Origin of the sequence: Natrinema sp. 1APR25-10V2, assembly GCF_031626495.1 — an archaeon.
Classification (GTDB): Archaea; Halobacteriota; Halobacteria; order Halobacteriales; family Natrialbaceae; genus Natrinema.
Genome location: NZ_JAMQOJ010000001.1, coordinates 1 through 20,706 on the forward strand (window position 1 = coordinate 1; position 20,706 = coordinate 20,706).

Consider the following 20,706-nt stretch of genomic DNA (forward strand, 5'->3'; position numbering starts at 1 on the left):
GGTTCGTCGCGATGATGTCCTCGTAGTTGGCCGGTCGCGGCGGCATGTCCGAGAGGATCAACTCGACGAACGACTCCTCGTCCATCGTCAGCGCGTCCATCTCATCGACGAGGTCACCGATCGGCGCAGTGTAGGTGCCGTCGTCGGCGGGCACGGCGGAATCGCTGAAGTGCGCGCCGCCGACGAGGGTGTCGTCGGGCAGCGAGAGGATGCGCTCCTGGAGCGACTCGTAGAGCATGCTGGCGGCCTCGGGTGCGCCGTCGTCACCCTCCTCGAGGTCGGGGCGGGCGACGCTCTCGACGAACAGCCCGTCGCCGGTCGCGAGCAGCGAGTCGTCGACGAGATACGAGGTCATCCCGGAGGTGTGCCCGGGCGTGTAGACCGTCTCGATCGTCGCGTCGCCGACCTGGAACTCGTCGCCGTCGGCGGCCGTCGTCAGCTCGTCGGCGTAGGTGACGCCGCGGTCGACTGCCGCCGCGGGAATGACGCCTTCGACGCCGACGGCGTCGAGCGCGCGGACGCCCGAAATGTGGTCGGCGTGAATGTGGGTGTCGATCGCGTATTTCAGGTCGACGCCCAGTTCCTCGGCATCGTTGAGGTAGCGGTCAGTAAAGGCACGCAGCGGGTCGATGACGGCGGCCTCGCCGTCGTCGTAGACGAGGTAGCCCAGACAGCCCGAGGAGGGGCGCTGGTACTGGAGCAGCGTCCCGGAACCGTCGTAGCGCTCGACCTCGACGGCCTCGTAGATGCGCGCCCAGCCGTTCATCCCCTCCTCGAGGTGGTCGACCTCGTAACCGCGCTCTTTGAGCGTGCCCGCGACGTACTCGCTGGCACCGCCTTTCGCACAGAGGACCGTCAGTTCGCGATCGTCGGGAATCTGCGCAAGAACGTCGTCGTCGATCTCGTCCTCGAGGAACTCGAAGTAGGGCACGTTGATCGATTCGACGGTCTCGCCGTCGATGTGCCACTCGTCGTACTCGGACTGCATGCGCGCGTCGAGGAGCGTGACGTCCTCGCCCGCGTCGATACGGCTTTTTAGCGTGTCAGGCGTGACCGACTTGACGTCGGCGTCCGGAGTGGGGAAGTCGTCTGCGTTCATTGTCGTACACCTCTCCCTATCGACTGGGGGCATATAAGAATTTGCATAGTAGTTCCAAATACGCACAATACAGTAACCCGGATGAAGACGATGAGGAACCTAACCGGCCAGCAAAGCCCTATAGAGGGCGTTAACACATTCTCTCGCCCAATCGGTTGTTTGTGTATGGCGCAATAATCGATATCCTTTTACCGTCGCAGTCGATATTGTGCGATAGCTCCAATACAGATCACGGAGTATCCAACTATGAGTGACGAATTCGACATCACGGAGACGCTCGACGTCAAAGGTGCATCGTGTCCCATGCCGGTCGTCAAGACCAAGTCCGCCGTGGACGGACTCGAGGGCGGCGAGGTTCTCGAGGTGGTCGCGACGGACTCGGGCAGCATGAGCGACATCGACGGCTGGGCGGCCGGAACCGAGGGGGTCGAACTCCTCGAGCAGGTCGAGGACGGCGACGTGTACAAACACTACGTGCAGAAGACGACGTGAAATGAGTACTGACACACCCTCGGCGACGGCAAACGGCGAGCCGATGAGCGAGGAGGAACTGCGCGCGCAGGTCGCGGAACTCGAGGAGAAAGTCGCCGCGCTCGAGACGGACGTTGGCGACGATCAAAAGAAGATGACGATCGTCGCGACCAAGGGCAGCTTCGACATGGCCTATCCGCCGCTGATCCTCGCGAGCACGGCGGCCGCCTTCGGCTGGGACGTCGTCGTCTTCCACACGTTCTGGGGGCTCGATATCCTCCACGAGGAGAAGTCGACGGAACTGCAGCTGTCGGCGGTCGGCAACCCGAACATGCCGATGCCGAACTCGATCGCCGCGCTTCCCGGGATGGACCGGATGGCGACGTGGATGATGGAGCAGAAAATCGACGAGAACGGCACCGCGACGATCGAGGAACTGATCGATCTCTCGCTCGAGCAGGGCGTCGATCTGCAGGCCTGCCAGATGACCATCGAACTGATGGACTACGACGAGGACGACTTCCACGACGGCGTCACCACCGGCGTCGGCGCGGCGACCGCCATCCAGCACATGGCCGAATCGGACATTCAGCTCCTCGTCTGAGCTGCTCGCACCGACTGTTCGAGACACCGATCAACTATTCCGGCACTGAACGAACCGGTCGACCACGGGCCGACCGATCCCGAACGCGACTTCGAAGCCTCGTTCACCTATCGCGGACGCGGGTCGTCGTGACCGATCGCGGCACCGTCGAACTCGAGTGACCGACCCCGCGTCGGTTCTCCGGTCGTGTCTTCCTGAGAGTCGTCATCGATCCGCAGTCCCGCTGCTCTCGTCACCACTCCCGCTCCAGGCGCTCGAGCAGCCGATCGACCTCGGTCGCGGTGTTGACGGCGTGGACGGACGCCCGAATCGCGTTCGGTGAGGGGAGTTTCCGCAGGACGATGCCGTCGTCGGCCAGCCGTTCGACGGTCGCCGCCGGGTCGTCGACGTCGATCGCGACCAGGCCCGATTCGGGTTCGGCCGGGCTGTACAGCCGATCGTCGGGGACGCCGTCGGCCAGTCGCCCGGCGAGGCGGCGAACGCGCTCTTCGATCCGGTCGATCCCGACTTCGTCGATCGCGTCGATCGCCTCCCGAAGCGCGACGTGGGGGCCCGGATTCGCCGACCCGATCTCGAAGCGGCGCGCGCCGGCCGCGTACTCGTAGGGATCCGCGGTCGGCGTCTCGACGCTCCGGTAGCCGACCGCCCGCGGCTCGAGCCCCGCTGCCACGTCCCGATCGACGTAGAGGAACCCGCCGCCCCACAGTCCGAGCAGCCACTTGTGGCCGGCGGCGGCGACCGCGTCGGCGCCCCACTCGCCGACGTCCATCGGGAACTGTCCGGGGACCTGGACGGCGTCGACGAGCGCGAGCGCGCCGGCGTCGTGGGCGATGTCGACCAGCTCCGTCACCGGGAGTCGCGTCCCGTGTGTCCACGTGACCGCACTGAAACAGGCGAGTCGGGCATCGGAGACGGCCTCGGCGAATCGGTCCGGATCGACGCGGCCGGCGTCGGTCTCGACGACGCGGACCTCGACGCCCTCCCGTTCGAGGCGCTGCCAGGGGAGGATTCCGGCGGGGTGCTCGAGGTCCGTTCGGACGACGACGTCACCGGGCTGCCAGTCGATCGCACCGGCGATCGCGTTGATGCCCGCGGTCGTGCTCTCGGTGAGCGCGATCTCGTCCGGCTCGGCACCGACGAACGACGCGACCGTCTCTCGCGTGCGGTCGAACGCGCGAAACGCCGTCTCGTACGGATCGTCCGCGATCGGCGCGTCGTACTCGTGGGATCGGACGAACTCGTCGGCGGCGTCGACGACGTACTCCGGGCTCGGGCCGTGGGCACCGAAGTTGAAGTAGGCGCCGTCCTGCAGGGCCGGAACGTCCGCCCGGAGTTCTTCCGGCGTCATCGTCACATTCGGGTGCATGAGTGGCTGTTCCGTCCGGAGAAATCATCGCTCGGTTCGACGCTGGCAGGTGCCTTCGTCTCGATCGCCGCTGACTCGTTCGGTTCCATCGGCAGCGAATACGCGCCCAGCGGATAATAATCTTGGGAATATTGTGAAATACTGGTCCGGCCTCGAGACGACCGCCGAATCGCACGACCCTTCCACGACGGTCGCGGCACTGCGCGGCGGTCGGATCGGTCGACGACGACCCGGCTTCTCGTGTCTCGAAATCGAACGCTCCGAATCCTTACGAGACGTCACACGTGTCGACGCCGAGCACTCGGTACAGGAGACAGAACCGCGTCAGCCCCGTTCCGAGAGCGACGACGCCGACCACTGCCGCGATGGCACCAGCCGCCACTCCGTACTCGAGGACGCCCGCGAGCGTCGCGACACCGACGGCGAGTAACACCGCACCGACGACCAGTCGCGCCATCCGATCCGCCGAACCAATATTGCTTTTCATACCCATAACTACGGACGACTGAGACGTAAGCGTTGCCCTCGTTCCCGGTTCGTGGGGTCAGCTGGCCCGTCATCGACCGTTCGCCGCGGCGTCCCACGCTGCGGGGAGGGTCGCGTAGATCGTCGCGTTTCCGACGAGGGCGTCGACGGTCGTGTACTCGTCGACCGCGTGGACGGTGTCTGTCCCGAGCGCGAACTCGACCGTCGGAATCCCGGCGTTTCGCAGCTTTTTCGCGTCGCCGCCACCGGTCGCGCTCCGCCGATACACTCGCTCGCCGGTCGTCGCTTCGGCGGTCGACGCGAGGGCCTCGACGAGCGGGGCCTCGACCGGTTCGGCGGTGCCAACGCTCCAGGAGACGTCGGCGATCGTGATGCCGTCGCAGTCGGCGACGCACTCCCGAATTTCCGAGAGAACGTCGGGCGTCGGTACGCCGGCGGTCAACCGAACGTCGAGTTCTGCACGGGCGGACCCGGGAACGCTGTTGATCGCTTCCCCGCCCTCGAGGACGCCGAGGTTGATCGTCGGCGTCTCGAACAGTTCGCGGGCGGTTTCGGTGCCCATCGCCGGTTCGTAGAATTCGATCGATTCCTCGAGTATCGGCTCGATGGCGGGATCGACGTCGAGCCGTCGCGTCCCGAAGCGCTCTCGGAGCGTCGTGACCGCTTCGTAGAGCCGGTCGATCGCGTTCTCGCCCAGCATCGGACGCGAGCCGTGTGCGGCCTCGCCGGTCGCCTCGAGAGTCAACCAGATGCTCCCCCGGTCGGCGACCGTCACTGAGTGGCGGTCCCTCTCGCAGGTCGGTTCGCCGATGACACAGGCGTCGGCCTCGAGGCGGTCGGCCTCGAGCAGCGCCGGCAGGCCGGCGTCGCCGCCGACCTCCTCGTCGCTGACGAACGCGAACGCGAGGTCGACGGGCAGCTCGGTGTCGCTCTCGGCGAACGCGCGGACGACCAGCAGCATCGCCGCGACGGCCCCCTTCATGTCGGTCGCGCCGCGGCCGTAGAGGCGGTCGTCGACGCGCTCTCCCAGCGGGTCGAACGACCACGCCTCCGCGTCGAACGGCACCGTATCGAGGTGGCCGTTGTACAGCAACGTTCGGTCGCTCGCGCCCGACAGCGTCACGAGGAGGTTCGGTTTTGCCGGATCGACCGCGAACCGCTCGACGTCGACTGGCAGCTCCGACAGGTACTCCTCGAGGAATCCGACGAGTTCGCGCGTGTCGCCGGGCGGGTTCGACGTGTCGATCGCTAGCAGGTCGAGCGCGAGATCGACCAGTTCCGCGCGGTGGTCGGCGACGTATTCGGCGGGATCGGCCATCGTCACTCGAGTTTGCCGGCGAGGACCTTCGCCGCCGTGAGGATCGGGTCCCAGACGGGGCTAAAAGGCGGTGCGTACGCCAGATCGGCGTTCTGCAGCTCGGCTACTGTCATGCCGGCTTTCAGCGCCGTCGCGACCGTGTCGATTCGCTTCGCGCCCTCGCGACCGACGACGCTGCCCCCGAGCAACCTGCCGCTCTCCCGATCGGCAAACAGGGTGACGGTGAGCTCCGACCCGTCGGGGTAGTAGTGGGCGCGCGACGACGCCGAAATCGTGATCGAAACCGGATCGAAGCCGGCCTCGCGGGCCTGGTCCTCGTCGACGATCCCTGTCCGAGCGGCGCCGAGTTCGAACGCCTTCACGATGGCCGTGCCCGCGATCTCGCCGACCGGCGTGGGATCGCCGGTGACCGTCTGCCCGATCGCCCGACCCGCGCGGTTGGCGGTCAGCGCCAGCGGGACGTGGTCCGGCTCCCCCGTCACGACGTGGGTCGCTTCGGCGTTGTCGCCCGCCGCGTAGACGTTCTCGTCGTTCGTCCGGCCGTACTCGTCGGTCGCGATAGCGCCGGTCGGACCGAGTTCGATCCCGGCTGCCTCGGCGAGGTCGGTGTTGGGCGCGACGCCGACGCCGACGATCGCGATGTCGGCGGCCACGGTCTCGTCCTCGAGGTCGACCGCCTCGACCCGTTCGTCGCCGGCGAAACCCGAGACGGCCGTCTCGAGGTGGAGGTCGACCCCCTGCTCGCGCAGGTGTTCCTCGACGACCTCGGCGACGGGCTCGCCGAACGGCTGGAGCACGTGGGGCAGCATCTCGTAGAGGTGGACGTCGAGCCCGCGGGCCGACAGCGCCTCGGCCATCTCGATCCCGACGTACCCGCCGCCGACGATCGCGGCGGTCTCCGGGGCCCGCTCGGTGACGTAGTCCTCGATGGCGTCGGCCTCGTCCATGTCGTGGATCGTGAACACGCCCTCGAGACCGAGCCCGTCGAAGGGCGGCTCGATCGCGCTCGCGCCGGTCGCGACGAGGAGGTCGTCGTAGGGCTGCTCGTAGGTCTCGTCGCCGGACTGAACCGTCACCGTCCGCGCCCCGCGGTCGATGTCGACGACCGCTTCGCCGGTTCGCAGGTCGACATCTCGCTCATCTCTGAACTCTTCGGGCGTCACGGTGACGAGATCGTCGAGGTCGTCGACGTCGCCTTTCACGTAGTACGGCATCCCGCAGGCCGCATACGAGACCCACTCCCCCTTCTCGAAGACGATCACGTCTCGATCGGGCTCCTCGCGTTTCACCTTGCTCGCGGCGCTCATTCCCGCTGCGTCACCGCCGATGACGACGAACGTTTCGCTCATAGCCGATAGTAGGAGGCTCGTGCGTAAAATATTTTCCAATGTCCCCAATACTGTGCATAGATAGATGTGGTTATCCGGGCGGGGCCGCCTCGAAGCGAGTCACGTCTCACAGTCCGAACAGCGAGCCCGAAACCGTAGCACTGCTCCGATGATCCCGAGCGTGACGACGGTGACCGCAGACTGCACGAGAGCGCTACTCGCTCCGCCAATTGCAGTGCCGCCGGCAACGGCGGCGCCGCCGACGACGAGGCTGCTGGTCCCGACACAACAGAGGCCTGCGAGACCCGCGAGACCCAGTAGCGACCGCCGAGAGGCAGACCTCGAGTCCATGAGTCTGTTTCCGGCGGAGCGGTGTAAATGGATTGTGGCGATTTGCCGATCCAGCAGACGGCCCGCTCGTATCGGGCGAGTCAAACGAGACGCGCGGCCGTTCTCTCTGACGATCTCCGACGGACTGTGAAGCGTACCTCTCGTCGCGTACCGACGTGGTTTCCGTCGGCGGAGCGCACGAGCGTCGGGGCCCCGGCGACCACCGCGAGGTGGCCTTCACCCTCGATAGAAAGCGGTTCCCGATCGACCGTCTGAAAGCGTCGTCACTTCACGGCGAACCGGGCGAAATAGCTCCCTCGCGTTCCGATGCGGCCCTCGAACTCGAGCCCTCGCCGTTCGGCACGTCGTCGGAGCGTCTCGAGCGTGACGAAATGCGGGTCGGGAAGCGATTCCCCGACGACGAGCCGGCCGTCGGGCTTCAGTACTCGCTCGAGTTCGGCGAACGCCCGCTCTCGATCGGGAATTTCGCCGAGAACGAGGACCAGATACGCGGCATCGAAACTATCGTTCGGATACGGGAGCCGCTGTCCGTCGCCACGTACCGGCTCGACGTTCCGATAGCCTCGCTTCCGCGTCCGCTGTCGGAGGTGCTCGACCATCGCCCCCTGAACGTCGACGGCGTGGACCGTCCCGTCCGGTTCGACTTCTCGCGCGACCGTCCCCGTGTAGTAGCCGGTCCCCGGTCCGAGTTCGAGGATCCGTTCACCGGGTCGCGGGTCGAGGAGGTCGCAGAGCCTCGAGCGAGTGATTCCCGGGCGGGGGAGATCGATCCAGAGTCGCTGAGAGTACGGACACGGCGACGGATTCGACCGCCACCGGAGCGCGTACCCGATTCCGGCGAGCGCGACGAGTCCGAGCAGGGAGCCGACCGCTCGTAACGTACCGCGAGAGACCATCGGGCGCGTTGTTTACTGCGGACGGGTTACAGTCTTTCCCCGGGCACCCGGCCGAACGCCACGAACTTGCCGTTGCTACCCCAATCATAACCGCTCTGCGGAGGGTCCGTACAGTATGTCGTATACGCTCCAAACGCGTGTCGACGGCGAGTTCGACGACGTCGTATCCGAGACGACGGACGCCCTCGAGGACGAGGGCTTCGGCGTGCTCTGTGACATAGACGTCCAGGAGACGCTGAAGCGGAAACTCGACGAGGACTTCCGCCGGTACCGGATTCTGGGCGCGTGCAATCCGGGGTTGGCCCATCGGGGACTCGAGGACGACCTCGACCTCGGAACGTTGCTTCCGTGCAACGTCGTCGTGTACGACGCCGACGACGGCGTCGTCGTCAGTGCGGTCGACCCGCAGCGTCTGATCGGCGTCGCCGACAACGACGATCTCGATCCGATCGGAGACGATGCCCTCGAACGCTTCGAACGCGTTCTCGAGAGGCTGTGAGCGCGGACTCGATCACTCTCCAATCGACTTCAGTGGCCGCCGTTTGGCACGGATCCCGCGCCAGTTTCGAACGAGGAACGAACGCCCGGATTTCACGCCGCACAGTTGTTCGGCCCGAGCTCGAGTTCCGTCGCTTCGGACTCGTCCTCGGGCGGCTCCGATCCGGTATTGATCTCGATCACGCGTTCGTAGTTCGGCGGTTTCTCGGGCGCGTTCTCGGCTAACCGTTCCACGAACTCGTCTTCGTCCAGACCGAGCAGGTCGAGCTCGTCGCGGAGCTCGCCCAGTCGAGCGCCGATCAGGTCGCCGGGCGAACCGGCTTCGTATCGGTTGTCCTCCGTGACCGAGACGTGTCCCGGGAGGATCCGCGTCTCGTCCGGCAATTCGAGGATGGTGTCGTGGATCGATTCGTACAGCAGTTCGGCGCCGCTCTCTGCGTCTTCGTCACCGAACTGGAGCTCCGTCCGACCGACGGACTCGACGAACAGCGTATCGCCTGTCAGCAGCGCCTCGCCGTCGACGAGGTAATTGACCATCTCGGTCGTGTGTCCCGGCGTGTGGAGCGCTTCGATCTCGATCTCGTCGAGTTCGATCGTCTCGCCGTCGGCGAGCGGTTCGTAGTCGTACTCGACGTCCCGGTCGCTCGCGTGTTCTCCGAGGTGGTACGGTACGTCGAGTTCGTCCGCGAGCTTCGGTCCGCCCGAGATGTGGTCGGCGTGGACGTGGGTATCGAGGACGCGCTCGATCGTGAGCCCGGCCTCCTCGGCGACGATCTTGAACTGGTCCGTCTGCCGGGTCGCATCAACGACGACCGCTGATTCGGCGGATTTCGAGCCGACGATGTAGCCGAGACAGCCCTTCGCTCGCCGCTGCAACTGGACGACGACGAGGTCGTCGTTTTCGGTCTCGACGGGGACGACCTCGTAGACCTTGCTCCAGTCCTCCATGCCGCCTTTTACCACGGCCACGTCGTCGTAGTCGTGTTGCTCGAGTTCGAAGCTGAACGGCGTCGACGTGAGCCCTTTTCCACAGATCGCGACGACTGAATCGCCGTCTCTGGCCTCCTCGACGCGCTCGAGTTCCGCGTCTGTGATCTCGTCGTCCGGACCGAACGGAACGTTTTCGGCACCGTGGATCCGCCACCCCTCGTAACTGTCCTCGGGCCGCGTATCGACGAGCGTGAACGCCTCGCTCGAATCGATCATCTCCGCGAGTCGTTCGGGGGAAATCTGGTTCACCATTGAAATCACCCTACAATACTATCTGGTGCGAGGTCGCGGATAGTTCCCGTCCCTGCACAGGCACCCTCGGCTACCGATACGGGTTTCTGCGCGAAAACGGTCCCGTCTGAACGAGCCGCGTTTCGCGGCTCTCCTCGCCATCGGCGTAATCGACGCCGGATTGGACGAACGGGTACGGCCCGTCAGCGGGCGTGTTCTGAATCCGCCCGCCGTCGGAAGTTCGGACGAGTTCCGTCTCCCCGTAGTCTCCCAGAACGACGTTCTCCCGCTGAGAGGCGCGTCTGCTCTGAGACCGCCCTCAATCCCCGGTAGTCGTCGTCTCACGACTCGCCGACCGTCGGTGTGCGCGCCAGAGACCTTGGACGTAGGCGCCGCCGAACATCCCGGCGACGGCCCAGAGGATCCGGTAGTTGCCGATTCCCAGACTCGCATAGCCGGCACCGGGACAGACGCCCGAGAGCCCCCAGCCGACTCCGAAGATGACGCCACCGACGACGACGTTCCTATCGAACCCCTTCTCACGGCCGGTGTAGCGCGTCCCCGTCAGCGGTGCCGTTTCGAGGACTCGCGTTCCCAACTGAATGGCGAGACCCGTCACGAGGGCCGCCCCGCCCATCACGAAGAGCAGCCCGAAGTCCTCGAGCTGGAGGAAGTCCAGCACGATTTCGGGGCGGGCCATCCGACTGTACGCCAACCCGAACCCGTGCAGGAGTCCGCCGGCGACGATGAGGCCCGTGAAAAACGGCCCACGGCCGTCGTCACTCATCAGGGAGTCACCCCCAGCGCGGCGACGACGAGCGCTGTCGCGACGGCGACGCCGATGAACAGCGCCACGTTCACGATCGACGTCCGGGACAGCGACGCGATACCGGAGACACCGTGGCCGGACGTACAGCCCTTCCCGATCCGGGTGCCGATCCCGACGAGGATCCCCCCGCCGAGCAACCGCCACCACTGCACCTCGGTGACGAAGGCATCGGCGGTGAACCCGAACTCGTAGACGGCCGCGCCGGCGACGATACTGACCGCGAAGACGACCCGCCAGTCGCGAGACGCGACGTACTTCTCGCGCTGGAACCGCGGGAGATCGGAGACGTACGACAGCGTCGTCTCGAAAAACGTACTGTTTCCGGCGAGGATCCCCGTCCCCAGATAAATGACGGTAATGCCGAGGCCGACGAACAGGCCGCCGATCAGATAGTGATCGATTCCTCGCGGGAACGGGTCGACCGCTATCGAGAGAGCAGACGCTATCGCGGGTGATACCGCGATCACGGCCCGCCCCCTCCGAAGAGCGCGACTCGATCGACGATGCGTGCGTTCGGGACGATTCCGAGCGAACGGATATCGACGCGTTGCGAGCGGCGGTTCCCGTTGGAATCGGCGAAATTGGATACCGGCACTGGAGAACCTAACACGATTGCGCGGCATAAGCGAGGTGCCTGAATTCCAATAAAGCACAATATCATTGCCGCCCGAGGGCCGTTCCCGTTCCGGAACGAGACCGAGCGCACTGTTCGAGTGGTCAGACTCGGACGGCGTCCGGAGAGTGGCGGACTCACGTACATCGGTATCTCGGTCACGGAGACGATACACCACGCCGATAACTGAACAGTATCCGCGGTCTGCGCCCTCTATACCTGCATTTCGACCATCACATCGCCGGCGCCGTTCACGACTCTGCTCCGTTCGCTTCTCGAGTCTCACCGCCCCGTCAAGCGTGCTTTCCCGACTCCTCGAATCTCTGAGAGACGTGGTCGGGGTAGCCGTTCTCTCGTACGACGGTGCGCTCGTTCGAACCGGCGGTTCGGCACTGTCACTGTTCCCACTGGGCTGGGCGATCAGTCGCGAACGATGTGCGATTCCCACGGAGAAGACACCGCTCCTTCCGATCGCTCTGATCGAGTCGTGGAGCGCTCGCGTCGGGGACGGTCGTCGTCGCCGGCGTGATTCTCCCGTTCGGTCTCGTCACGGACTCGCCTCTCGGTTCGCGCCCTCGAGGCGACCGACACGGACCATCGGCGAACGCCGTGTCCCGGAAGCGACCGACGTGCTCCCGACGCGTACCGGCGACGAAATCCGGAAGTGATTTTCGTAGAGGGCCCAATACCACGCACGAATGACGCTGCCTATCGACCCGAGTCGGCTCGATCCGGACGACATCGGTGCGAAACAGACGACCCTCGAGATGGACCACGAGGCGGCGATCGAACACGTCCGCGAGGTGTTCACCGACGCCGGATTCGGCGTCCCCGTCGAGTTCTCTCCGTCGGAACTGCTCAACGAGAAAGTCGACGCCGACCGCGATCCGTACTACGTCCTCGGCGCGTGCAACCCGGCAGTGGCCGACCGGGCGCTCGAGGCCACCGATGGGAAACTCGGCGCGCTGTTCCCGTGTAACGTCGTCGTCTGGGAAGAGGAACCCGGCCGACAGCGCGTCTACCACGTCTCGATCATGCGGATCGCGCGGCTCGTCGGCATGGCGCCGGACGACGACGAGATGGCGGATATCGTGGCGGAGACGGGCGAACTCGTCGATACGGCCTTCGAGGAACTGTAACCGTGGGCCACCACACGTTCGACGCCTCGCGAGCGGACAAGTTGGAGAAAGCCGGACGGCGGTACCGCTTCGTGTCGGCCGAAGAGCTCCTGTGGGCGCTCGACGTCTCGCCGGACGACGCCGTCGCCGACCTCGGCAGCGGCACCGGCTTCTTCACCGACGACGTCGCGCTCCACGCAGGTGGGGTCCACGCGGTCGACGTTCAGGAGGAGATGCACGAGTACTACCGGGAGAAGGGCGTCCCGGAGAACGTCGACCTCGTCACCAGCGACGTGAGCGACCTGCCGTTCGACGACGACGCGCTCGACGCCGCGTTCTCGACGATGACCTATCACGAGTTCGCGAGCGACGACGCGCTCGCGGCGGTCCGACGGGTTCTCACGCCCGGCGGCCGACTCGTCGTCGTTGACTGGGCGGCGACCGGCGCCGGCGAGAACGGGCCGCCGGTCGACGAGCGATACGGCGCCGACGAGGCGGCAGCCGCTCTCCGCGAGGCCGGCTTCACCGTCGAACACGAGGCCGTCCGACCGGAGACGTTCCTGTTGATCGCGACGCTCGAGTGACAGTCTCGGCGGCCCGCTCGAAAGCGGTTTCCGGCCGGGCCAGCGGTCGCGTTCTCGAACGCGAATCGAGCAAGCTGTGCGCCGATATACCCCCCTCATTTTTCACGGCAGTTGTGGGCGATGCTGTGATGGACGACAACGAGCGAACCGTCCCGCGCCGACGAGCGTTGCGCATCGGCAGCGCGACGCTGATCGGAGTTGCGGGACTCGCGAGCGGAATCGGGGCGACGACCGTCGAACGGATCGCACAAAACGACGACAGGGATGCACAGGAAGAAACGCTGATTGCCTCGAGCGGAGCGGCCGACGTTGGAGCGGACGAGAGCGTGGAGACGTGGCTGTACGAGGAGCAGTTCCCCGGGCCGGAGCTCCGGGTGAGCGAGGGAGAGACGCTCCGCGTCTCGCTCGAGAACGGGTTGCCCAAGGGGACGACGATCCACTGGCACGGCGTTCCCGTACCGAATCCGATGGACGGTGTTCCGGACGTCACGCAGGATCCCGTCTCGTCGGACGAAACGTTCGAGTACGAGTACGAGGCGTCGCCGGCGGGGACGTACGTCTACCACAGCCACGTCGGGTTGCAACTCGACAGGGGGCTCTACGGACCACTGATCGTCGAAGCGGAGTCGCCGCACGTCGAGTACGACCGCGAGTACACGCTGCAGATCGACGATCACCTCGGGACAGAGCCGGCGCTCGACTCGATCGAAGCTCCGCCGGGCGGCGGTGACGGAATGGGCTCCGGCGGCCGACCGGACGGAGACGGAAACAGGACGGATCCCCGCGGTGGCGACGGACGGGGCGGCGGTCGCGGAACGGGTGACGGAATGGATTCGGGCAGAAACGGTGACGGAATGGGCCCCAGTGGTGACGGCATGGGACCGGACAATGGAAAGGGTCCCGGCGACGGTATGGGACCGGGCGGCGGTGGACCTGATGGCGAGCGCGGACCGGGCGACGGCATGGAACCTGGCGATGGGATGGGGCCTGGTGACGGCATGGGACCGGGTAATCAAATGATGAGTCAGCGACCGCCGTACGAGGGACTGCTCGTCAACGGCCGCCTTCCGTCGGATCCGCCGGTGTTCGAGGTCGAAGCGGGCGAGCGCGTTCGGCTGCGGTTCATCAATCCGAGCAGCGCCACGACCTATCGCGTCGGCGTCGGCGGCCACTCTCTGACCGTCACCCACGCCGACGGGCGACCGGTCGAACCCGTCGAAGTGGATTCGTTCGTGATGAGCATGGGCGAGCGCTACGACGCGATCCTCGAGGCCGACTCTCCCGGCGAGTGGGCCGTCGTCGCGGAGCCCGTCGTGGGCGAGGAGAGCCCCGCGGAGGCGAGACTGCGGTACGAAGATTCGTCCGAGGACGAGTCCGCCGATCGGCCGCAGTTCGGCGGTCGGGAACTCGAGTACGGCGATCTCGAGGCGCTCGAGCCGCTGGATCTCGACGGGGAGCCGGACCGAACGTTCGACCTCACGTTGTCGGGCGGGATGATGGGCGGCGCCGACGCCGACGCGTGGACCATCGACGGGGAGGTGTACCCGAACGCCGACCCGCTCGAGATTAGCGAGGGCGACCACGTCCGCGTGCGGATGGTGAATCGCAGCCCGGCGATCCATCCGATGCACCTCCACGGCCACTTCTTTCAGGTCGGTGACGCGGTCAAGGACACCGTCCTCGTCGCGCCCCGAGGCGACCAGGTGACGTTCGACTTCCTGGCGGACAACCCCGGCGACTGGCTGTTCCACTGTCACAACGTCTACCACCTCGAACGAGGGATGGCTCGCGTATTCGAGTACCAGTGAAGCCGATAGCCGAGCGCGAGCGAGTCACGCGTTCCTGACCCGTTCGATCGCCTCGTCGAAGCGGTCGATCGGCTGTGCACCGACGAGCGAGCCGGCGGCTTCGGAGCTCGGGTCGAAGACGACGAACGTCGGCGTTCCCCTCACGCCGAGTTCGGTCGCCCGGTCCGCGTCGGTCTCGACCGCGGCCTCGAGTTCCGACCGTCGATCATCGAGACACGACTCGAGGGCGTCCGCGTCGACGGCGTCGACGGAGCGGGTGTACTCGAAGAGGTTCTCGGCCGACGCCCAGCCCGAATTCTTCTCGCCCTGTTCGTCGAACACCGCCGCGTGCCAGTCCCAGTACGCGGACGGGTCGTCGTCTCGGACCTGCTCCCAGACGCACTTGCTCGCGACCGCGGCGGTCATCGAATCCGCGCCGAAGTACGGAATCGCGATCAACACGACGCGAACGTCGCCCGGTTCGACGTACTTCCGAACGAGGTCCGGGAACGTCTCCCGTTCGAACCGCTCGCAGAACGGGCACTGGAAGTCCGTCCAGTAGTAGATCTCGAGCGGTGCCTCCGGAGACCCCACGATCGGCTTTCCGGCGAGGTCGACGCCGAACGCGGACGTCTCGTCGCTCGAGTGAAGCGACGGGGAGACGTCGTGTGCGGGTTCGTCAGATCGCGTGAGATAGTAGGCGCCGCCGGCGCCGACCGTCACGACCGAACCGGCGAGGAAGGCGCGGCGGGATGGCTGATCGAGCGACATCGGGTGTTCTCCCGAACGTTTCCAGTCCGTGCTGGTAACGGAACCGCCGATTTGCTGGGCCAGCAAATCGGTCCCGTGCCGGTATCGACGGTTGAGGGTAACGCAATAGATACTTCCGGACGAATCGAGTGGCATCGGAATGAGAACCGAGCGGACGGAAGCGGTCGAGGCGATCACCGTCGATCTCGACGGGACAGTACTGCAATACGAGCGATCTCCCGGAGCCGTACTCGAGGCGGCCTTCGAGCGTACAGGCGTCGGCCCGCTGTTTTCCGTCGACGAGTACTACGCTCGATACGACGAGTTCGCCGCGCAGTCCGATTCGATGGACGAGCTCCGGTCCGACTGTTTCGCGGCGCTCGCCGCAGAGAACGGATACGCGCGACAGCACGGACGAGACGTCGCGGCGGCGTTCAGCGGCGAGCGCGACCAGTCGAACGTCGAACTGCTGCCGGGGGCCGCTCGTGTGCTGGACGAACTCAGCCGGGAGTACCGATTGGCCGTCGTCACCAACGGAGCGCGGGACGCACAGCGCCGAAAGATCGACGCCGTCGACCTCGAGCGGTGGGTCAACGCGGTCGTCGTCGCCGGTCACGACGCGCCGCCGAAACCGGATCCGGAACCGTTCGAGCGGGCGGTTCGCGCCCTCGACGCGACGCCGGCGACGCCGGCGACGACGGTCCACGTCGGCGATTCGCTCGAGACGGACGTCGCCGGCGCGGCCGCTGCCGGACTCGAGTCCGTCCGGCTCTCGGACCGCGCCGAGACGGGAGGATACGAGCCGACGTACCGAATCGAGTCGATCGGCGAACTCCGTGATCTCCCGCGGCTCTCGGACGCCGGCGGATACTCGGAATCGGACACCGGGACCGAGACGCAGTGAAGCGGGTCGAGACCCCCGTGACGGACGGTGGTCGAGCTCGGCGACAGCGCGTTCGCTACGCGTCCACGACCTCGAGGGTCCAGTCGCCGTCGGCCTCGACGTTGAGCCAGACGACGCCGCCGGCTTTGTACGACCGCGAGTTGTCGAACGACCCGTCCCGGTGGACGAGTATCTCGCGGCTGCCGTCCGCGCCGTGGCCGTCGACGACGAACCGCCCGTCGCCGTCGTGGGTAGCCTCGACCCTGACGTCGCCTTCGGTCCACAGCGGACCGACGAACGCCGACCCCGTCCCGGACGCCTGCACGGGGAGCTCTGAGAGCTCGTCGGCGCGGACCGCTGGCTGGGAGAGTTCGATCGACCACGCGCCGTCGGCGTCGATCTCGAGTTCGTACGTCCCGGTCTCGACGGCCGCGATCGACTCGCCGGTGGCGTTTCCGGACGTCGTCAGCAGGTTCTCGCTACGGCCGCTCCCGTCGGTGTCGGTCACGTCGACGGCGATCGACGACCCGTCGTTCGAGACGTCCGCGACGACGACGCCGTCGTCGAGGTCGAAGGTCTGGGAGTCGGTCGGCCCGGATCCCTCGAACGCGTAGGACTGCCCCGCCTCGAGGACGACGCCGCTCGGCCGCTTCCGGTTCGTCGGCTCGTCGCTGCCGTCGGCGCGTTCGAACTCCTCGTCGACGAGAGCGGAGGGCGTGACGACGTCGAGACCGCGATGCTCGAGGTGATCGAGGAGCAGTCCGAAGTCGTCGAGCGACATCCGGTTCTCGTCGACGCCCACGTCGTCCGCGTCGACGAGCCGCGGGACGCGCAGGACGGTCAACAGCCCGTACTGATCGGAGTGGTTGGCGTGGCGCCGAACGCCGGTGTGGAGCGCGGGCCCCCAGATGTACGGGATCATGTGCATCTCGGTCGGCGGCACGCCGGTCGTCCCGGCGCTGTACAGGAATGCCGATTCGTGGACGTCCCGAGCGACGTCGTAGGTCGTCGCGTCCATCCGGCCGTCCGGAACGAACAGGTGCCGCGCCCCGTCCTCGAAGCCCGCGTTCTCGAGCGCGTCTCGAGCGCCCTCGAGGACCTCCCGCTGCCGATCCGCGGACTGTTCCGGGAGGGGCGTCGACGGCTGCGGGAGCGAACAGACGTCCCACCCGCGGTCGCGGAGTTCGCGGAGTTCCTCGCGTCCCATCCGTCCCGCGTCGCCGATCCGCTCGGGGGTGACCGGGACCGCCGCCGCCCAGCCGCGCTCCGCGAGCATTTCGGCCGCGACGTCGTAGTGGGACTGATGTCCGCCGTGGAACGACAGGATCGCCGCGCCGGCGGCGGCCGACTCGGTTCGCCGGAGGTCGTCGACCAGCAGCCGGGTCGGCCCGCCATCGGGGCCGTGCGCGACGACGTTGATCCCGGTGACGGCCGTGAGATCGGGTTCGTTCCCCGGCTTCTGCTGGAAGCCGCAATCCATCCGGAACCAGCCGTCGAACGCGTCCGGCACGGGTCGCACACTGGCGAGACGCTCGCTCCGCGTCGGCGCGAGGAATTCGACGGCGATTCGGTCCGCCGACTCCGGCTTGACCGCCAGTGAGATGTCCCACCCCTCGAGGTCGATCCCGTCCGAGAACCGGATCTCCATGCCGGCCCTCCCCTCGTCGCTCTCGACGACCGCCGCCTGCGAGCCGGTCTGCGCCTCGTCGGGCGCGGCCGAGAGGTCGGCGGTCTCGGAGCGGGGGGACCACTCCTCGAGGTCTTCGAAGTCCGAGAGGACGTCGCCCGCCCCGATCGCGGGCCAATCTGTGGCGCCGTTTCTCGACCCGCTCTCGCGGGAACCCCGTCTGGCGGTCCCGTCGTCGGGCCCTGCTGCTCCGGTTTCGTCGTCGGACAGGACGTCCGTACAGCCCGCAATCGCCGTCGTCGATGCGGCCCCGAGTGCGGTCAGTAGTCGCCGCCGGGAACGACCGTCGTCCGTGTCGCGTTCGGATTCCATCGATGGAGCAGTCCCTCGCTGCCCCCGTCATTATCGTGTGGATAAGCGAATCCCGTTTTGCTGGGTCAGCAAATCGGAGTCGGAGATTTCAGTCGTCCCCGCGTCGGTTCGACTGAATGTTCACGCGCGACTCGTTCGGGGAGTATCTGACGAACCTCCTCGAAGCGGCCGCGTACCCGTTCGAGACGTGGCGCGGAACGATCGGGCTGGCTCTCGTGACGGCCGTCACCTACGTCCTGCTGATCCTGAGTACGATGCCGGCGTTCTCGCTCCAGATGCTCGGCGACGGCCTCCACTGGTTTACGTACGTCCTCGTCTCGTTGACGGAGACGGTGTACCGGACCGACGGCTGGACCGGGCTCGCGGTCGTCCTCCTCTACGCGCTGCTTTCGGGCGTCGCGATCGTCAACGCCGTCGCACAGCTCCGACTCGTCGGGCTCTCGAGTCTCGCCGACCTCTCGGGGATCGTTCCCGGGCTCCTCGCGTCGGGCTGTGCGAGCTGTGGCGCCGGCCTCGTCGGCTTCCTCGGGTTCGCCGGGGGCGTCGCGGTGCTCCCGTACGACGGCGCAGCGCTTCGCGTCGGAGGGCTTCTCCTGTTGCTGTTTTTCCTGGGACGTGCGGGTCACCCCGAACGGTGTGCGATCACGACGGAGGCGAGGCAATGACGGATCGCGGCTTCGTCGGAGCGATCCGGTCGGACCGGCGAGCGATGACGTGGGGAACGGTCGCCGGCGTCGGCGTGTTCCTGCTGTTCGGGCTCGTCACCGGCCTCGTTCCGAACCCGCTGTACGTCCGGATGGTCCCGCGGACGCCGATCGACTACCTGTTTCTGGCGCTGACCGCGCTGCTGGCCGGCGTCTACACCGCACAGCGGTTGGCGACCGAGGTCGTCGACGCCGAGGGGAGCGGGACCGACGCCTCGAACGGCGAGGACGGTCTGGCGATGGGCGGACTCGTCGGCGGATTTCTGGCGGTCGGCTGTCCGATCTGTAACGCCTTCCTGCTCGCCCTGTTCAGTTCGTCCGCGCTGATGACGTACTTCGACCCGCTGCGTCCCCTGCTCGGCGCGGTCTCGGTGGCGATGCTGGCGGGACTGATATACGCCCGCCACGAGCGATCGTGTCCGACCTGTCCGCCGTGACCCGGTTGACCGTTCGTCGACGTCATCCGCACGTTCACGGCATGTTGGTTCGACACCGTCTGGACACTCCGATGGACCGTGAAGACGACGATCGACGGGGTTCGCGGGAGCGCGATACAAAACGATGACGGCGATTCGCTGGATCGGCAAATCGTGGCCTATTTGCCGCTGAACGCCGGGGTCTATCGTGTGCAACACGGCGGCTCCTCGGACTCGACGGAAATCTTCCAGATCCTCGCGGACGAGTACGCGCGAAAGATCCTGCTCGCCGCGGATTCCGGACCGAAGACCGCGAAGACGCTCAGCGAGGAGTGCGACGCCTCCCTCACGACGATCTATCGTCGAGTATCGACGCTCCAGGACCACGACCTCGTCGAGGAACGCCGAACCGTCGACTCGGACGGCTCCCACCGGAGCGAATTCCAGACGGCGCTCGACGAGCTCCACGTCGACATCACCGACGGCCAGCTCTCGCTGACGGTCGAGACTCGCGACGAACTCGCGGACAACTTCACCGCACTCTGGAGCGATCTCAGGGGTGACGAGTGATGGACGCGTCATTTCTCGCCGCCAAACTGATTACGCTCGTCCTGAGTCTCGTCGTCGCCTATCTGGCGTATCACGGCTATCGCCGGAGCGGACAGACGCCGATGCTGTACGTCTCCGGCGGGTTCGTCTTCATCGGCGCCGGCGCGATCTGCGAGGGCCTCGTCTACCACATCTTCGGGACGACGGTCGCGTCCGCCGCGCTCGTGCAGGCAGTCATCGTCTCGAGCGGGATGGTGCTCGTTCTCGTCTCACTGACGAAGTGAACGCGGTGGGCTCGCGGCGTCGGCGGTCCGGTCGACGGCCGGAGAACGAGGCCGGCGCGGTCCGCGTGGCGGTGGCCGACCGGTCTTCGGCCGTGGCCGAGCTGCCGAGAGCACGGCAGTATTGTACAATGGCCGCAAAACACTGAAACGTGCTCGGCCCCTAACGTGGGTAATGACAGAACCAACAGCCTCGGACTCGACCGATGACGGCCAGCCGACACGGAAACCCGTCCAGTTGGACGACGCGGCCGACTACGACGACCTGATCGCGACACACGACCTCGTCTTGCTCGAGTTCGTCACATCCGGCTGTGGAATCTGTGCGTCGATGGAACCGGTGCTCGGCTCGGTCGCACGCAGCGCACCGGGAGCCGTCGCGACGGTGAACGCCGGTCTCGTCCCCGACCTCGCCGCCGAGTTCGACGTTCGGAGCGTCCCGACGCTCGTCGTCCTGAAAGAGGGCGAGGAAGTCGCCCGCCTCGACGACGGGTTCCAGCAGGCCGAAACGCTCGTCGACCTGCTCGAGACACACGCGGCGCGCTAAGCAGCCGG

The 20,706-nt window shown here is 66.6% G+C and carries 24 protein-coding genes; 12 read left to right on the forward strand and 12 right to left on the reverse strand.

The genetic code is table 11. The annotated features are described in order from the left end of the window. Positions 1–1,099 (reverse strand): MBL fold metallo-hydrolase (locus NDO75_RS00005; protein WP_310903998.1); only part of this gene is annotated, 1,099 nt, incomplete at its 3' end. Between the two features lie 246 nt (positions 1,100–1,345). Here NDO75_RS00005 and NDO75_RS00010 point away from each other — a divergent pair. Beyond that, entirely contained in the window at positions 1,346–1,591 is a 246-nt protein-coding gene (locus NDO75_RS00010; protein WP_310903999.1) for a sulfurtransferase TusA family protein, read from the forward strand. Position 1,592: 1 nt separating this feature from the next. Further along, entirely contained in the window at positions 1,593–2,174 is a 582-nt protein-coding gene (locus NDO75_RS00015) for a DsrE/DsrF/DrsH-like family protein (RefSeq protein WP_310904000.1), read from the forward strand. A 232-nt stretch (positions 2,175–2,406) separates the two neighbouring features. On the opposite strand, the gene NDO75_RS00020 is transcribed toward NDO75_RS00015, so the two are convergent. The 6 genes from NDO75_RS00020 to NDO75_RS00045 form a co-directional block, all read right to left on the reverse strand. Then, the gene (locus tag NDO75_RS00020; RefSeq protein ID WP_310904001.1) at positions 2,407–3,540 is read right to left on the reverse strand and encodes an aminotransferase class V-fold PLP-dependent enzyme; all 1,134 of its coding nucleotides are present in this window, start codon (positions 3,538–3,540) and stop codon (positions 2,407–2,409) included. 268 nt (positions 3,541–3,808) lie between these two features. Then, entirely contained in the window at positions 3,809–4,027 is a 219-nt protein-coding gene (locus NDO75_RS00025; protein ID WP_310904003.1) for a DUF2892 domain-containing protein, read from the reverse strand. A gap of 69 nt (positions 4,028–4,096) precedes the next feature. Next, positions 4,097–5,344, reverse strand: a complete 1,248-nt coding sequence (locus NDO75_RS00030) for an ArgE/DapE family deacylase (protein WP_310904004.1) — start codon at positions 5,342–5,344, stop codon at positions 4,097–4,099. A 2-nt stretch (positions 5,345–5,346) separates the two neighbouring features. After that, a complete protein-coding gene (locus NDO75_RS00035; protein ID WP_310904006.1) occupies positions 5,347–6,693 on the reverse strand; it encodes an FAD-dependent oxidoreductase in 1,347 nt (448 codons plus the stop codon). 99 nt (positions 6,694–6,792) lie between these two features. Further along, positions 6,793–7,023 carry a hypothetical protein gene (locus NDO75_RS00040; protein ID WP_310904007.1) on the reverse strand — a complete coding sequence of 77 codons (231 nt, stop codon included), beginning with the start codon at positions 7,021–7,023 and terminating at the stop codon, positions 6,793–6,795. Positions 7,024–7,286: 263 nt separating this feature from the next. Beyond that, on the reverse strand, positions 7,287–7,919 hold the full coding sequence (locus NDO75_RS00045) for a methyltransferase domain-containing protein (RefSeq protein WP_310904009.1): 633 nt from the start codon (positions 7,917–7,919) through the stop codon (positions 7,287–7,289). 115 nt (positions 7,920–8,034) lie between these two features. Here NDO75_RS00045 and NDO75_RS00050 point away from each other — a divergent pair, with 115 nt between their 5' ends. Then, a complete protein-coding gene (locus NDO75_RS00050; RefSeq protein ID WP_310904010.1) occupies positions 8,035–8,418 on the forward strand; it encodes a DUF302 domain-containing protein in 384 nt (127 codons plus the stop codon). Positions 8,419–8,510: 92 nt separating this feature from the next. Here NDO75_RS00050 and NDO75_RS00055 read toward each other — a convergent pair whose 3' ends face one another. From NDO75_RS00055 to NDO75_RS00065, 3 genes are all read right to left on the reverse strand, one after another. Continuing rightward, entirely contained in the window at positions 8,511–9,659 is a 1,149-nt protein-coding gene (locus NDO75_RS00055; protein WP_310904011.1) for a rhodanese-like domain-containing protein, read from the reverse strand. Between the two features lie 298 nt (positions 9,660–9,957). Then, positions 9,958–10,425 (reverse strand): DUF6691 family protein, encoded by a 468-nt coding sequence (locus tag NDO75_RS00060; RefSeq protein WP_310904012.1) that lies wholly within the window; start codon positions 10,423–10,425, stop codon positions 9,958–9,960. Beyond that, the gene (locus NDO75_RS00065; RefSeq protein ID WP_310904013.1) at positions 10,425–10,934 is read right to left on the reverse strand and encodes a YeeE/YedE thiosulfate transporter family protein; all 510 of its coding nucleotides are present in this window, start codon (positions 10,932–10,934) and stop codon (positions 10,425–10,427) included. The genes NDO75_RS00060 and NDO75_RS00065 overlap by 1 nt, the downstream gene beginning before the upstream one ends. An 844-nt stretch (positions 10,935–11,778) precedes the next feature. Between NDO75_RS00065 and NDO75_RS00070 the strand changes: the two genes are divergently transcribed. The 3 genes from NDO75_RS00070 to NDO75_RS00080 all read left to right on the forward strand — a co-directional run bounded on the left by NDO75_RS00070 (position 11,779) and on the right by NDO75_RS00080 (position 14,590). Continuing rightward, positions 11,779–12,219, forward strand: a complete 441-nt coding sequence (locus tag NDO75_RS00070) for a DUF302 domain-containing protein (protein ID WP_310904014.1) — start codon at positions 11,779–11,781, stop codon at positions 12,217–12,219. A gap of 2 nt (positions 12,220–12,221) precedes the next feature. After that, a complete protein-coding gene (locus NDO75_RS00075; protein ID WP_310904015.1) occupies positions 12,222–12,782 on the forward strand; it encodes a class I SAM-dependent methyltransferase in 561 nt (186 codons plus the stop codon). A gap of 128 nt (positions 12,783–12,910) precedes the next feature. Beyond that, entirely contained in the window at positions 12,911–14,590 is a 1,680-nt protein-coding gene (locus NDO75_RS00080; RefSeq protein ID WP_310904016.1) for a multicopper oxidase family protein, read from the forward strand. A gap of 24 nt (positions 14,591–14,614) precedes the next feature. Here NDO75_RS00080 and NDO75_RS00085 read toward each other — a convergent pair whose 3' ends face one another. Next, positions 14,615–15,340: a DsbA family protein gene (locus tag NDO75_RS00085; RefSeq protein ID WP_310904017.1), complete on the reverse strand. Its 726-nt coding sequence runs from the start codon at positions 15,338–15,340 to the stop codon at positions 14,615–14,617. A gap of 139 nt (positions 15,341–15,479) precedes the next feature. On the opposite strand from NDO75_RS00085, the gene NDO75_RS00090 reads away from it, so the two are divergent. Continuing rightward, positions 15,480–16,223 (forward strand): HAD family hydrolase, encoded by a 744-nt coding sequence (locus NDO75_RS00090; protein ID WP_310904019.1) that lies wholly within the window; start codon positions 15,480–15,482, stop codon positions 16,221–16,223. Positions 16,224–16,278: 55 nt separating this feature from the next. On the opposite strand, the gene NDO75_RS00095 is transcribed toward NDO75_RS00090, so the two are convergent. After that, on the reverse strand, positions 16,279–18,201 hold the full coding sequence (locus NDO75_RS00095) for a polysaccharide deacetylase family protein (protein WP_310904020.1): 1,923 nt from the start codon (positions 18,199–18,201) through the stop codon (positions 16,279–16,281). 116 nt (positions 18,202–18,317) lie between these two features. Here NDO75_RS00095 and NDO75_RS00100 point away from each other — a divergent pair, with 116 nt between their 5' ends. The 5 genes from NDO75_RS00100 (at position 18,318) to NDO75_RS00120 (ending at position 20,698) form a co-directional block, all read left to right on the forward strand. Next, the gene (locus NDO75_RS00100) at positions 18,318–18,866 is read left to right on the forward strand and encodes a hypothetical protein (RefSeq protein WP_310904021.1); all 549 of its coding nucleotides are present in this window, start codon (positions 18,318–18,320) and stop codon (positions 18,864–18,866) included. After that, positions 18,863–19,342, forward strand: coding sequence for a hypothetical protein (locus tag NDO75_RS00105; RefSeq protein ID WP_310904022.1), 480 nt, complete (start codon positions 18,863–18,865; stop codon positions 19,340–19,342). The genes NDO75_RS00100 and NDO75_RS00105 overlap by 4 nt, the downstream gene beginning before the upstream one ends. Positions 19,343–19,531: 189 nt before the next feature. Then, positions 19,532–19,891: a helix-turn-helix domain-containing protein gene (locus tag NDO75_RS00110; RefSeq protein WP_310905148.1), complete on the forward strand. Its 360-nt coding sequence runs from the start codon at positions 19,532–19,534 to the stop codon at positions 19,889–19,891. Further along, positions 19,891–20,154: a hypothetical protein gene (locus tag NDO75_RS00115; RefSeq protein WP_310904023.1), complete on the forward strand. Its 264-nt coding sequence runs from the start codon at positions 19,891–19,893 to the stop codon at positions 20,152–20,154. Before NDO75_RS00110 ends, NDO75_RS00115 begins: the two co-directional genes overlap by 1 nt. 172 nt (positions 20,155–20,326) lie before the next feature. Then, the gene (locus NDO75_RS00120) at positions 20,327–20,698 is read left to right on the forward strand and encodes a thioredoxin family protein (protein WP_310904025.1); all 372 of its coding nucleotides are present in this window, start codon (positions 20,327–20,329) and stop codon (positions 20,696–20,698) included. Positions 20,699–20,706 lie beyond the last annotated feature (8 nt).